Source organism: Citrobacter sp. Cf116 (assembly GCF_030336505.1).
GTDB classification, from domain to species: Bacteria; Pseudomonadota; Gammaproteobacteria; order Enterobacterales; family Enterobacteriaceae; genus Citrobacter; species Citrobacter freundii.
Map to the genome: position 1 here is coordinate 61,266 of NZ_JAOWEQ010000037.1, position 12,521 is coordinate 73,786.

At 51.3% G+C, this 12,521-nt stretch carries 14 protein-coding genes; 7 read left to right on the forward strand and 7 right to left on the reverse strand.

The features are described from left to right. Window positions 1–3: 3 nt before the first annotated feature. The gene (locus OGV74_RS09690; protein ID WP_003020959.1) at window positions 4–921 is read left to right on the forward strand and encodes a LysR family transcriptional regulator; all 918 of its coding nucleotides are present in this window, start codon (window positions 4–6) and stop codon (window positions 919–921) included. 86 nt (window positions 922–1,007) lie between these two features. Here OGV74_RS09690 and minE read toward each other — a convergent pair whose 3' ends face one another. The 3 genes from minE to minC are packed head-to-tail and all read right to left on the reverse strand — an operon-like array spanning window position 1,008 to window position 2,821. Beyond that, the gene (gene minE / locus OGV74_RS09695; RefSeq protein ID WP_001185666.1) at window positions 1,008–1,274 is read right to left on the reverse strand and encodes a cell division topological specificity factor MinE; all 267 of its coding nucleotides are present in this window, start codon (window positions 1,272–1,274) and stop codon (window positions 1,008–1,010) included. A gap of 3 nt (window positions 1,275–1,277) precedes the next feature. Next, complete coding sequence (minD, locus tag OGV74_RS09700; protein ID WP_003020956.1) at window positions 1,278–2,090, reverse strand: septum site-determining protein MinD; 813 nt, start codon at window positions 2,088–2,090, stop codon at window positions 1,278–1,280. Between the two features lie 23 nt (window positions 2,091–2,113). Continuing rightward, window positions 2,114–2,821 carry a septum site-determining protein MinC gene (minC, locus tag OGV74_RS09705; RefSeq protein ID WP_003020951.1) on the reverse strand — a complete coding sequence of 236 codons (708 nt, stop codon included), beginning with the start codon at window positions 2,819–2,821 and terminating at the stop codon, window positions 2,114–2,116. 126 nt (window positions 2,822–2,947) lie between these two features. On the opposite strand from minC, the gene OGV74_RS09710 reads away from it, so the two are divergent. The 3 genes from OGV74_RS09710 (at window position 2,948) to ycgN (ending at window position 4,509) form a co-directional block, all read left to right on the forward strand. Continuing rightward, the gene (locus tag OGV74_RS09710; protein WP_003020949.1) at window positions 2,948–3,241 is read left to right on the forward strand and encodes a YcgL domain-containing protein; all 294 of its coding nucleotides are present in this window, start codon (window positions 2,948–2,950) and stop codon (window positions 3,239–3,241) included. A gap of 69 nt (window positions 3,242–3,310) precedes the next feature. Beyond that, window positions 3,311–3,970, forward strand: coding sequence for a fumarylacetoacetate hydrolase family protein (locus OGV74_RS09715; protein WP_003020947.1), 660 nt, complete (start codon window positions 3,311–3,313; stop codon window positions 3,968–3,970). 92 nt (window positions 3,971–4,062) lie between these two features. After that, the gene (gene ycgN, locus OGV74_RS09720; protein WP_003020944.1) at window positions 4,063–4,509 is read left to right on the forward strand and encodes a cysteine cluster protein YcgN; all 447 of its coding nucleotides are present in this window, start codon (window positions 4,063–4,065) and stop codon (window positions 4,507–4,509) included. A gap of 29 nt (window positions 4,510–4,538) precedes the next feature. Here the strand turns inward: ycgN and OGV74_RS09725 are convergent, their stop codons facing one another. From OGV74_RS09725 to nhaB, 3 genes are all read right to left on the reverse strand, one after another. Beyond that, complete coding sequence (locus tag OGV74_RS09725) at window positions 4,539–4,880, reverse strand: TehB family protein (RefSeq protein WP_003020940.1); 342 nt, start codon at window positions 4,878–4,880, stop codon at window positions 4,539–4,541. A gap of 110 nt (window positions 4,881–4,990) precedes the next feature. Then, window positions 4,991–5,521, reverse strand: a complete 531-nt coding sequence (dsbB, locus tag OGV74_RS09730) for a disulfide bond formation protein DsbB (protein ID WP_032949460.1) — start codon at window positions 5,519–5,521, stop codon at window positions 4,991–4,993. A 141-nt stretch (window positions 5,522–5,662) separates the two neighbouring features. Beyond that, complete coding sequence (gene nhaB / locus OGV74_RS09735; protein WP_086504160.1) at window positions 5,663–7,207, reverse strand: Na(+)/H(+) antiporter NhaB; 1,545 nt, start codon at window positions 7,205–7,207, stop codon at window positions 5,663–5,665. 236 nt (window positions 7,208–7,443) lie between these two features. Between nhaB and fadR the strand changes: the two genes are divergently transcribed. After that, complete coding sequence (gene fadR, locus OGV74_RS09740) at window positions 7,444–8,163, forward strand: fatty acid metabolism transcriptional regulator FadR (protein ID WP_003020931.1); 720 nt, start codon at window positions 7,444–7,446, stop codon at window positions 8,161–8,163. Window positions 8,164–8,265: 102 nt separating this feature from the next. Here fadR and OGV74_RS09745 read toward each other — a convergent pair whose 3' ends face one another. Next, complete coding sequence (locus OGV74_RS09745; RefSeq protein WP_003844058.1) at window positions 8,266–9,798, reverse strand: SpoVR family protein; 1,533 nt, start codon at window positions 9,796–9,798, stop codon at window positions 8,266–8,268. 322 nt (window positions 9,799–10,120) lie between these two features. Between OGV74_RS09745 and OGV74_RS09750 the strand changes: the two genes are divergently transcribed. Continuing rightward, window positions 10,121–11,419, forward strand: a complete 1,299-nt coding sequence (locus OGV74_RS09750; RefSeq protein ID WP_003841565.1) for a D-amino acid dehydrogenase — start codon at window positions 10,121–10,123, stop codon at window positions 11,417–11,419. Between the two features lie 12 nt (window positions 11,420–11,431). After that, window positions 11,432–12,502, forward strand: a complete 1,071-nt coding sequence (gene dadX / locus OGV74_RS09755) for a catabolic alanine racemase DadX (RefSeq protein WP_086504159.1) — start codon at window positions 11,432–11,434, stop codon at window positions 12,500–12,502. The last annotated feature ends 19 nt before the right edge of the window (window positions 12,503–12,521 follow it).

Sequence of the window (12,521 nt, forward strand, 5' to 3'; positions counted from 1 at the left end):
ATCATGAATAATCTGCCGCTGCTAAAAGATTTACGCGTCTTTATGCTGGTTGCCCGTCGTGCAGGATTTGCCGCTGTTGCCGAGGAACTGGGCGTATCACCGGCTTTTATCAGTAAGCGCGTTGCCCTGCTGGAGCAAACGCTGAATGTAGTGCTGCTGCATCGAACAACGCGGCGCGTAACCATCACGGAAGAGGGGGAGCGGATCTACGAATGGGCGCAGCGGATCCTACAGGATGTCGATCAAATGATGGACGAGCTTTCTGATGCCAGGCAGGTCCCGCGGGGGATGCTACGTATTATTAGTAGCTTTGGTTTTGGCCGCCGGGTGGTGGCTCCGGCGCTGTCGGCGCTGGCAAAAGAGTACCCGCAGTTAGAACTGAGGTTCGATGTTGAAGATCGTCTGGTGGATATGGTGAATGAGGGCATCGATCTTGATATTCGTATCGGGGATGATATCGCGCCGAACCTGATTGCCCGGAAGCTGGCGACTAACTACCGTATTTTGTGCGCCTCGCCGGAATTTTTGACGCAGCATGGGACGCCGAAGCAACTCAACGATCTTGCCACTCTTCCTTGTCTGGTCATCAAAGAGCGCGACCATCCGTTTGGTATCTGGCAAATGCGCAACAAAGAGGGCGCGCATTCGATTAAAGTTACGGGGCCTCTGTCGTCTAATCATGGCGAAGTGGTACATCAGTGGTGCCTTGATGGGCAGGGAATAGCCCTGCGGTCATGGTGGGACGTTTGCGACAACATTGCCAGCGGAAACTTGATACACATATTGCCCGAGTATTATCAACCAGCAAATATTTGGGCGGTGTATGTTTCCCGGCTGGCGACGTCGGCAAAAATCCGTATTACGGTCGAGTATTTGCGCCGCTATTTTACCGAAAACTATCCAAAGTTTACTTTGGAATAAAAGTGCAACAGGTTGGCAAGAAACAGAAAATAAAAAAGGCAGAATAATCTGCCTTTTTTGTAACGATGACTCTCTGAGCATAGCCGTTATTTAGATTCTTCGGCTTCAGGTAATGTCACGTTAAGTTCGAGGATAGAAATATCGCCGTCTTTTTGCTCAAGTTGTACGGTCACCATTTCAGGATCAATTTGTACATACTTGCAGATAACCTCGAGAATATCTTTCCTCAACTGCGGTAAATAATGTGGCTCGGCGTCACTACGACGGCGTTCCGCAACAATAATTTGCAGTCGCTCTTTAGCGATGTTCGCTGTGCTCTTTTTCCGCGAGAGAAAAAAATCCAGTAATGCCATAACTTATCCTCCGAACAGGCGTTTGAGGAAACCTTTCTTCTCTTCTTCAATGAAGCGGAAAGGACGTTCTTCTCCCAACAGACGGTCTACGGTATCAGCATAGGCTTTACCGGCATCGGCATTGATGTCGAGAATAACCGGCTCACCCTGGTTAGACGCGCGCAGGACTGACTGATCTTCAGGAATCACGCCAACCAGCTTGATTCGCAGAATTTCCAGTACGTCTTCCATGCTCAGCATGTCACCTTTATTTACGCGGCCAGGGTTGTAGCGCGTAAGCAACAAATGCTCTTTAATCGGATCTTCACCGTTTTCCGCACGACGAGATTTCGACGCCAGAATACCCAGAATACGGTCAGAGTCACGTACAGAGGAAACTTCCGGGTTAGTGGTGATTATCGCTTCATCGGCAAAATACAGGGCCATCAGCGCACCGGTTTCAATACCCGCCGGAGAGTCGCAGACAATGAAGTCGAATTCCATCGTTTTCAGGTCGTCCAGAACTTTCGCGACGCCTTCACGCGTTAGCGCGTCTTTATCGCGAGTCTGTGAGGCCGGAAGAATAAAGAGGTTTTCGGTACGCTTATCTTTGATTAACGCCTGATTTAACGACGCATCGCCCTGAATAACGTTGACGAAGTCATAAACGACGCGGCGTTCACAACCCATAATCAGATCGAGGTTACGCAGGCCGATATCAAAATCAATAACGACAGTTTTCTTTCCCTTCTGGGCCAAACCTGTAGCGATGGCCGCGCTGGAGGTGGTTTTGCCAACGCCCCCTTTACCCGAAGTAACAACAATAATGCGTGCCATAGAAATTCCTTGTTAAAAAGGGATCAATTCAACGGTTGAACTGTCAAAGCGTTCTCTGCTAATTGCAGACGTGCCGCTTTGCCATAAAATTCTGCTGGGATTTTATCACTCAGCCAATAAACACCTGCGATAGACACCAGTTCTGCCGTCAGATGGGTACAAAAAATTTGCGCTTCCCGATCACCGCTAGCGCCTGCCAACGCACGGCCTCTCATCATTCCATAAACATGAATATTGCCATCAGCGATAAGCTCTGCGCCTGCACTGACGTGGCTTGTAACAATCAGATCACATTGTGGTGCATAAATGCGCTGACCGGAACGAACCGGCACATTTATTAATCGTGTTTTTGTGATGGGAGTAACGTTTTGCGGCGGAGCGACGTGAGTCGGGGCCTCAACGGGCGCAGGACGAATAGCTTTTTCTTTACCTTCAGTCAGTAAAGGAAGACCCATTTCGTCGATTTCAGCCTTGAGTCTGGCGTCTTTGCATCCGCTAACGCCGATAATGCGCAATCCAGTAGACGCGACAACTTTCTGCAACGCTGACCAGTTTACTGGGCTTTCAAGACCACTCACGTTAACCACGACGGGAGCATGTTTTAAAAAAGCAGGTGCCTGCGCGATTTTGTCTTCCAACGCCTGACGAATAACCTCGGGTTCTGCTTCATGTAAGTGAACCACTGATAAGGTGAAGCTACTGCCTTTAAGCTCGATTGGCGTGTTTGACATCCTGGCCTTACTCAATTTGCTATTTATCATCCCCAGCGCGGGGTGATATTCCGAAGACTATAAGGCATGTTATAGTCAGTATTATATTGAGGCAAGCCACCATTCCGTGAATTCAGAGTAAAAGATATGTTTTGTGTGATCTACCGAAGCAGTAAACGTGACCAGACCTATTTATATGTCGAAAAAAAAGACGATTTCTCGCGAGTTCCTGAAGAACTGATGAAAGGATTTGGTCAGCCGACGCTGGCAATGATGTTGCCGCTTGATGGCCGTAAAAAGCTCGTTAATGCCGATCTGGAAAAAGTAAAACAGGCACTCACCGAGCAGGGCTATTATTTACAAATACCACCACCGCCAGAAGATTTACTTAAACAGCATCTGGCTGCGGCGAAACAAAATACACCAGACGCGAAACGTTAAACTGCATCCGGCAGCAGCACGCCCCATCGATGCAGTACCTGAAATCGATAACTACGTTAGGGGAAAATAATGTATCAACATCATAACTGGCATGGTGCTCTGCTGGATTATCCGGTGAGTAAGGTGGTTTGCGTAGGGAGTAACTATGCCAACCACATTAAAGAGATGGGCGGAACCCCTCCGGAAGAGCCGGTGTTGTTTATCAAACCGGAAACTGCGCTGTGCGATTTGCGCCAGCCGCTGGTGATCCCATCTGATATGGGTTCAGTTCACCATGAAGTTGAGCTGGCGGTACTGATTGGCGCGACCCTACGTCAGGCGACGGAAGAACATGTGCGCAAAGCCATCGCGGGCTATGGCGTCGCGTTGGATCTGACCCTGCGTGATATTCAGGGCAAAATGAAGAAAGCGGGGCAGCCGTGGGAAAAAGCGAAGGGTTTTGATAACTCTTGTCCGCTGTCGGGGTTTATTCCGGTGGCCGAGTTTAACGGCGATCCGCAGGATACGATGCTGGGGTTAACGGTCAACGGTGAAACACGCCAGCACGGCTCCACGGCGGATATGATCCATCAAATCGTTCCTTTGATTGCCTATATGAGTCGTTTCTTTACCCTCAAAGCGGGCGATGTTGTGTTGACGGGGACGCCAGCAGGTGTTGGGCCGTTAAACAGCGGTGATGAGCTGGCCATCAGTTTTCATGGTCAAACGCTGACGACACGCGTGCTGTAATCTCTTCTTGCCGCCTTTTCGGGCGGCAAAACTTGCATCAGCGTGCCAGACTGGTTATAAGGTGCAGCTTTATTGCAATAGCGGATACCCTGATGAGCGACATACCTTTCTGGCAAAGTAAAACCCTGGATGAAATGACCGATGCCGAGTGGGAGTCATTATGTGACGGGTGTGGTCAATGCTGCCTGCATAAGCTGATGGATGAAGACACCGACGAAATTTATTTTACCAACGTCGCGTGTAAGCAGCTCAATATCAAAACCTGTCAATGCCGTAATTACGAACGCCGATTCGAGTACGAGCCTGACTGTATCAAACTGACGCGCGATAATCTGCCTACCTTTGAATGGCTGCCGATGACCTGTGCTTATCGTCTGTTAGCGGAAGGTAAAGGGCTGCCGGAGTGGCATCCACTGCTGACGGGGTCCAAAGCGGCAATGCACGGCGAGCGTATTTCAGTACGTCATATTGCGGTGAAAGAATCGGAAGTGCGTGACTGGCAGGACCATATTTTGAACAAACCTTCATGGGCGGACTAAGCCGCCCATCGATTAGCAGGCGTAAGGGCTTAAGACTTTTTCGCCTGATACATCTCATCTCCATGGTTGTCATCTTCAACCCAGAAATTGATGTTGAATTGGGCGTCGTCGCTTAATTCAACGCGATGCCAGTACTGCGGCGGGCTGGTCGCGAACTGACCGGCATTAATCACCACTTTTACTTCAGGCTCTTTTGCGTCTTCATTGGCAAAACCGTAATACGTTACCGTACCTTCCATCACACAAAGCTGGCCAAAAACGCCTGCTGCAGTGTTATGGTGAGAAAGAAGTGCTGCGGGGACATTGTCTTTGGTAAAGAAGGGAGTAGAGCGTTTAACTTTCCAGTTTGCCGGGATGCGTAAATGGGACATAAGACATCTCCTTGGTGTGGCATCTATAAGATGTATTTAATATACATCTTATAGATGCCAGCAGGCAATGAATTTAAGCCAAAAAAAACGCTCCCGAAGGAGCGTCTCTGTTAGCGACCGAAGAGGTCACGTTTTTTCGGTTTGAACGGTTGTGCTATCACCACCAGCACGGCGACTACCAGGTAGGCAGTGAAGATCCCCAACAGCCACTGCGGCATTTCCAGGGTTAAAAAAGACCACTGGCGCTCAGCACAGTCACCGGACGCTAAAAACACCTGCGGCAGCCATTTGTCCAGTGGCAGCCAGCTTGGGAAGCGTGCGGCAAAATCACAGGTCATAAACGGGGACGGGTGCAGCTGAATCATGGTGTGCTCATATGCTAACTGAAGTCCGCGCCAGGCACTGTAAATCCAGATTATCATCGCCACATAACGCAGCGGTGTTTTTGGTGCAATAGCACCCACCAGCCCTGCACCCATAACGCCAAATAATGCGCTACGTTCGTAAATACACAACACGCAAGGTTTTAGCAGCATGACGTGCTGGAACCACAGCGCAACGAGCTCCAGCGCAAAGGCGGTTAACGCCAACAATAACCATGCCCCACGACCTCGGGAGCACTGGTTTAAAAATCGCAACATAATCATTTCCCTGCAACATGCGTAGAGACCGCAGTTTAAACCAATTCACTTTATGCGCCACTAGCGGGAATTGAAAATTTGCGTAATCGGATAATTATCATGCAAAAAGTCAAACCGGGCAGTGATTTGCCCGGTTAATTGTTATGAAAGTGTAGCTAACCAGCCCGTTTGGGTCATCCACTCGGTCACCGGGACAAGCGTGAACTCGACGCAAAGCAGACCGACGAGCGTCAGGACGAGAGTATAAGGCAGAGCCATCCACACCATGCGACCATACGAGAGGCGAATTAACGGCGCCAGTGCAGAGGTCAGCAGGAACAGGAATGCAGCCTGGCCGTTTGGCGTGGCCACCGAAGGCAGGTTGGTCCCGGTATTGATCGCCACCGCTAACAGCTCATACTGATTGAGGCTGATGGTCCCCTGTTCCAGCGCGGCTTTGGCCTCGTTAATGTAAATGGTGCCGACAAATACGTTATCAGAAATAGAAGACAGTAGGCCATTGAAGAGATAGAACAGCGTCAGTTGGGCATGTTCTGAGGATTGCAATACGAACTGAATGATCGGCGAGAAGAGCTGTTGATCGATAATCACCGCAACAACAGAGAAGAACACGGTCAGCAGGGCGGTGAAGGGCAGCGACTCGGTAAAGGCTTTACCTATCGCATGTTCGTCGGTGACTCCCGTCAAGGAGGTTGCCATAATGATGACTGACAAACCGATCAATCCTACTTCAGCCAGATGCAGGGCCAACGCAACTACCAGCCAGACGCCAATAATCGCCTGGACAATCAGTTTGATTTTGTCCTGGCGGGTACGTTGCTGGCGGCTCTGATCGTCAAACTGTTGCAGGACATCACGGACGGTCTCCGGCAGCGTTTCGCCATAGCCAAACCAGCGCAATTTCTCGACCAGTACACAGGTTAACAGACCGCAAATCAGTACCGGGACGGTAACCGGCGACATGCGCAGGAAGAAGTCGCCAAAATGCCAGCCAGCCGCTTTGGCGATAATCAGGTTTTGTGGCTCGCCCACCATGGTCATCACGCCGCCTAACGCCGTACCGACACCCGCGTGCATCATCAAGCTACGCAGAAAACCACGGAACTGCTCAAGAACGACCTTATTGTGCTGATCGATATGGCTGTCATCGAGCATGTTGTTGTCTTCCGCGCGGGAAGAGGCAACGCGATGGTAGATGCCATAAAAACCGACCGCAACGCTGATTACCACGGCCACGACGGTCAGCGCATCAAGGAACGCCGAGAGGAAAGCGGCCGCAACACAAAATGCCAGCGACAGCAGCGTTTTGGAGCGAATAGTGAGTAGCAGACGCGTGAAAATAAACAGTAGCAACTGCTTCATAAAGTAGATGCCTGCCACCATAAACATCAGCAGCAATAACACCTCAAGGTTTGCGGCAACCTCTTCACGAACATGCGTTGCGCTGGTCATACCAATAATGACAGCTTCGATAGCCAACAGCCCGCCAGGCAGCAGTGGGTAGCATTTTAACGCCATCGCCAGCGTGAAAATGAACTCGGCCACCAGCAACCAGCCGGCGATAAAGGGGTTGATGAAAAAAATAATCGGGTTAACGACTAAGAAGACAAGCAGTGCAAGTTTGTACCAGTCTGGTGATTGACCTAAAAAATTGCGCCACATCGCGCGGCCCCATGATAGCTCCATGGTGATTTCCCTACCTTTAAAAATGAAATCATATTTTTATGTTTGACCGCAAAGCTTAGCGGGAGGAGGGAGTACAGGCAAGCTATTCACAAGACTGGCAAGGTTGGCTGTACTGTAGCGTTATTTGGAAAATGAAGCCTTGATCCACTTTTTCTTCATTGCGTCAGCTATCAGCTAAGATACCCATCTGGTATGATGTGTGTAACTATGTTTTGCTGTGTAATGGAATTTTTACTATGGTCATTAAGGCGCAAAGCCCGGCTGGGTTCGCGGAAGAGTACATCATTGAAAGTATCTGGAATAACCGCTTCCCACCTGGCACTATTTTGCCCGCTGAACGTGAACTCTCCGAACTTATTGGGGTGACACGTACCACGCTACGCGAAGTATTGCAGCGTCTGGCGCGAGATGGCTGGTTGACCATTCAACACGGCAAACCGACGAAGGTAAATAACTTCTGGGAAACCTCCGGGCTGAATATTCTTGAAACGCTGGCGCGCCTCGATCACGAGAGTGTTCCGCAGCTGATTGATAATCTGCTGTCTGTGCGTACCAATATTTCGACGATCTTTGTTCGTACTGCGTTTCGCCAGCATCCTGATAAAGCACAGGAGGTTCTGGCGACGGCAAATCAGGTGGCTGACCACGCTGACGCATTTGCCGATCTGGACTATAACATTTTCCGCGGTCTGGCATTTGCCTCCGGCAATCCGATTTACGGTTTGATCCTCAACGGTATGAAAGGATTATATACCCGCATTGGCCGCCATTATTTTGCCAACCCGGAAGCGCGCGCGCTGGCGCTGAGCTTCTACCACAAGCTGTCAGAACTCTGCGAGCAGGGTGCTCATGAGCAGGTGTATGAAACGGTGCGCCGCTACGGTCACGACAGTGGCGAGATTTGGCATCGTATGCAGAAGAATCTGCCGGGCGATTTGGCGATTCAGGGCCGTTAATCGCTCAAAGCCGGATGGCGACGCCAAAGCGTCTTATCCGGCCTGGAATGCATGCACTTCGTAGGCCGGATAAGGTGTTTACACCGCCTCCGGCAATAAGATTTACAGACCGTTCATCCTTGGCGGACAACGCTCCAACAGCTCCACGCTGCCATCTTCATTCTGCTGCTCCAGCATCACATCAAAACCCCAAAGCCGGTGTACATGCTTGAGCACTTCTTTGCGTCCTTTATCCAACGGTGCGCGGTTATGCGGAATATAGCGCAAGGTGAGCGAACGGTCGCCACGCAGATCGACATTCCAGATTTGAATATTCGGCTCCAGGTTGCTCAGGTTGTATTGCGACGACAACCTGTTGCGGATCTCACGATATCCTTCCTCGTTATGAATCGCAGAAATCTCCAGATAGTTGTGACGATCGTCATCCAGCACGGTGAACAGGCGGAAATCGCGCATTACCTTCGGTGACAGGAACTGGCTGATAAAACTCTCATCTTTGAAATCGCGCATCGCGAAATGCAGGGTTTCCAGCCAGTCGGAACCCGCTATATCCGGGAACCAGTATTTGTCCTCCTCGGTCGGCGACTGACAAATACGTTTGATATCCTGGAACATGGCAAACCCCAGGGCATAAGGGTTTATCCCGCTATACCACGGGCTGTTGTATGGTGGCTGAAATACCACATTGGTATGGCTATGCAGAAACTCCAGCATAAACCGTTCGGTGACTTTACCTTCATCATAAAGGTGGTTCAGGATGGTGTAATGCCAGAAAGTGGCCCAGCCCTCGTTCATCACCTGCGTCTGTTTCTGCGGATAAAAATACTGGCTGACCTTGCGTACAATGCGTAGCACTTCACGTTGCCAGGACTCCAGCAGCGGGGCGTTCTTCTCCATGAAGTACAGCAGGTTTTCCTGTGGCTCAGAGGGATAACGCCGGGCTTCCGCCACGCTTTTCTCTTCCTCTTTCTTCGGTAGCGTGCGCCACAACATATTGACCTGACTTTGCAGATACTCTTCACGACTTTTCTGCCGGGCTTTCTCTTCCTGTAGGGAGATTTTTTGCGGGCGTTTGTAACGGTCAACGCCGTAGTTCATCAGCGCATGACAGGAGTCGAGGAGCTTTTCGACTTCATCCACCCCGTAGCGTTCTTCACACTGGGTTATATAGTTTCGTGCGAAGATTAGGTAATCGACGATGGAACTGGCATCCGTCCAGCTACGAAACAGGTAGTTGTTTTTGAAGAAGGAGTTGTGTCCGTAGCAGGCATGCGCCATCACCAGCGCCTGCATGGTGATGGTGTTCTCCTCCATCAGATACGCGATACACGGATTGGAGTTGATAACAATCTCATAGGCCAGTCCCTGCTGACCATGCTTATACAAGCGCTCGGTTTCAATAAACTTTTTACCAAACGACCAGTGAGGATAGTTGATCGGCATCCCGACGCTGGAGTAAGCGTCCATCATCTGTTCGGAGGTGATCACCTCGATTTGGTGCGGGTAGGTATCCAGTCTGTAGAGTTTCGCCACGCGGTCTATCTCTGCCAGATAGACATCCAGCAGATCAAACGTCCAGTCGGGTCCATCGCTTAACCGTGTGCTGTCCTTGTTCATGGAATCAATCGTAGCCATTCGCGCACCCTCATTGTTGGCGGCACTCTCTGTCTGGAGTACCTCATTTCAAGCATAGATCATGGTGTTAAAAAACGTGCTGCGGCAGAAATTTTTTCTTTGCGATTTCTCGTTAGCGAGGCGTTGAAAAACGGCATGGTCGCAAAATTTTATGCTGGATAAAAATAACGCACAGCAGGAGATGCCAAAGCAGAGAGTTCCCCGCCATCACCGCTATATGTGAGATAAGTCACCATAAAAAAGCCATATGTTGAATAATATTTTCAACTGAGTTATCAAGATGTAATTAGATGATTGTTCTTTTACTGTTAACGGAGTGGCTATGCGAGTTGTCATACTGGGAAGTGGTGTCGTTGGCGTGACCAGCGCCTGGTACTTAAGTCAGGCTGGACACGATGTCACCGTCATTGATCGTGAGCCCGGTCCGGCACTGGAAACCAGTGCGGCGAACGCGGGGCAAATATCTCCAGGTTATGCGGCACCATGGGCGGCACCAGGCGTACCGCTTAAAGCAATCAAATGGATGTTTCAGCGCCACGCTCCGCTGGCCGTTCGTCTTGACGGAACCCAGTTTCAGTTGAAATGGATGTGGCAGATGCTGCGCAACTGCGACACCAGCCACTACATGGAAAATAAAGGACGCATGGTGCGACTGGCGGAATACAGCCGTGATTGTCTGAAAGCGCTGCGCGCCTCTACCGGTATTGAGTATGAAGGACGTCAGGGCGGAACCCTGCAACTGTTCCGTACCGCTCAACAGTATGAGAACGCCACTCGCGACATCGCCGTGCTCGAAGACGCTGGCGTGCCATATCAGCTCCTGGAAGCAAATCGTCTGGCGGAAGTCGAACCGGCACTGGCAGAAGTAGCGCACAAACTGACCGGCGGTCTGCGTTTACCGAATGATGAAACCGGCGACTGCCAGTTGTTTACCCAGCGTCTGGCGCAGATGGCGGAGCAGGCGGGCGTTAAGTTTCGCTTTAACACCCCGGTCGATAAGCTGCTGAGCGATGGTGAGCAGATTTATGGCGTCCAGTGCGGCGAAGAGATTATCAAAGCCGATGCCTATGTGATGGCGTTTGGTTCGTATTCCACGGCGATGCTGAAAGGGATCGTTGATATCCCGGTCTATCCGCTCAAAGGCTATTCGTTGACTATTCCGGTAGCGCAAGACGACGGTGCGCCGGTTTCTACTATCCTTGATGAAACTTACAAAATCGCTATTACCCGCTTTGACAATCGTATTCGGGTTGGCGGCATGGCGGAGATTGTCGGTTTTAATACAGAGCTGCTACAACCTCGTCGTGAAACGCTGGAAATGGTCGTACGCGATCTCTTCCCGCGCGGTGGTCATGTGGAGCAGGCAACCTTCTGGACCGGACTGCGTCCGATGACGCCGGACGGTACGCCAGTGGTGGGGCGCACCCGCTTTAAGAATCTGCTGCTCAATACCGGCCACGGCACGCTGGGCTGGACCATGGCCTGCGGTTCCGGTCAGTTGCTGAGCGATATCCTTTCTGGCCGTACGCCAGCCATACCTTATGACGATCTGAGCGTGGCGCGTTACAGTCCGGGGTTTACCCCCTCTCGTCCACGGCATTTACATGGCGCACATAACTGATAAGGACGTGAGATGACCCGCCCGATACTGGCCAGCATTGACCTGCAGGCGTTGAAACAAAATCTGACCATTACCCGCCAGGCAGCGCCGGACGCTCGCGTCTGGTCGGTGGTGAAAGCCAATGCATATGGACACGGCATTGAACGCGTCTGGAATGCGCTGGGCACAACCGATGGTTTTGCCATGCTCAATCTTGAAGAGGCGATAACCCTGCGCGAGCGCGGATGGAAAGGCCCGATACTCATGCTGGAGGGTTTTTTCCACGCTGAAGACCTGACGGTATATGACAATTATCGACTGACCACCTGTGTACACAGTAACTGGCAGCTAAAAGCATTGCAGAATGCCCGCCTCAAAGCACCGCTCGATGTTTACCTGAAGGTGAACAGCGGTATGAACCGGCTTGGGTTTTTACCGGAAAGAGTTCCAACGGTCTGGCAACAGCTGCGGGCGATGCCCAACGTCGGCGAAATGACGCTGATGTCGCATTTTGCAGATGCAGAGCACCCGGAAGGTATCCAGGAAGCAATGGCGCGTATTGCGCTGGCAACAGAAGGACTGGAGTGCAGACGGTCACTGTCGAATTCGGCCGCCACGCTGTGGCACCCTGAAGCGCACTATGACTGGGTTCGTCCGGGTATTATTTTGTATGGCGCGTCGCCTTCGGGACAATGGCGGGACATCGCCAACACCGGCCTGAAGCCAGTGATGACTCTGAGCAGCGAGATAATCGGCATACAAACGCTGAAAGCTGGCGATCGGGTGGGTTACGGTGGCCGTTACACCGCCAGCGGCGAGCAGCGCATTGGAATAGTGGCGACCGGCTATGCAGACGGTTATCCGCGCCATGCGCCAAGCGGAACGCCTGTGCTGGTGGACGGTGTACGTACCGGGACGGTAGGGACAGTCTCAATGGATATGCTGGCGGTAGATCTGACACCGTGCCCGCAGGCAGGGATCGGGACGCCGGTAGAGCTGTGGGGCAAAGAGATTAAAATTGACGATGTAGCTACCTCAGCAGGAACGGTGGGCTACGAGTTAATGTGTTCTTTGGCGCTGCGCGTACCGGTTATGACGGTGTAACATTTACGGGGCTGCCTGA

Excerpts from the sequence above, each read along its gene's own strand:
- OGV74_RS09690 (WP_003020959.1), top strand. The coding sequence starts at position 4 with ATGAATAATCTGCCGCTGCTAAAAGATTTACGCGTCTTTATGCTGGTT.
- minE (WP_001185666.1), bottom strand. The coding sequence starts at position 1,274 with ATGGCATTACTGGATTTTTTTCTCTCGCGGAAAAAGAGCACAGCGAAC.
- minD (WP_003020956.1), bottom strand. The coding sequence starts at position 2,090 with ATGGCACGCATTATTGTTGTTACTTCGGGTAAAGGGGGCGTTGGCAAA.
- minC (WP_003020951.1), bottom strand. The coding sequence starts at position 2,821 with ATGTCAAACACGCCAATCGAGCTTAAAGGCAGTAGCTTCACCTTATCA.
- OGV74_RS09710 (WP_003020949.1), top strand. The coding sequence starts at position 2,948 with ATGTTTTGTGTGATCTACCGAAGCAGTAAACGTGACCAGACCTATTTA.
- OGV74_RS09715 (WP_003020947.1), top strand. The coding sequence starts at position 3,311 with ATGTATCAACATCATAACTGGCATGGTGCTCTGCTGGATTATCCGGTG.
- ycgN (WP_003020944.1), top strand. The coding sequence starts at position 4,063 with ATGAGCGACATACCTTTCTGGCAAAGTAAAACCCTGGATGAAATGACC.
- OGV74_RS09725 (WP_003020940.1), bottom strand. The coding sequence starts at position 4,880 with ATGTCCCATTTACGCATCCCGGCAAACTGGAAAGTTAAACGCTCTACT.
- dsbB (WP_032949460.1), bottom strand. The coding sequence starts at position 5,521 with ATGTTGCGATTTTTAAACCAGTGCTCCCGAGGTCGTGGGGCATGGTTA.
- nhaB (WP_086504160.1), bottom strand. The coding sequence starts at position 7,207 with ATGGAGCTATCATGGGGCCGCGCGATGTGGCGCAATTTTTTAGGTCAA.
- fadR (WP_003020931.1), top strand. The coding sequence starts at position 7,444 with ATGGTCATTAAGGCGCAAAGCCCGGCTGGGTTCGCGGAAGAGTACATC.
- OGV74_RS09745 (WP_003844058.1), bottom strand. The coding sequence starts at position 9,798 with ATGGCTACGATTGATTCCATGAACAAGGACAGCACACGGTTAAGCGAT.
- OGV74_RS09750 (WP_003841565.1), top strand. The coding sequence starts at position 10,121 with ATGCGAGTTGTCATACTGGGAAGTGGTGTCGTTGGCGTGACCAGCGCC.
- dadX (WP_086504159.1), top strand. The coding sequence starts at position 11,432 with ATGACCCGCCCGATACTGGCCAGCATTGACCTGCAGGCGTTGAAACAA.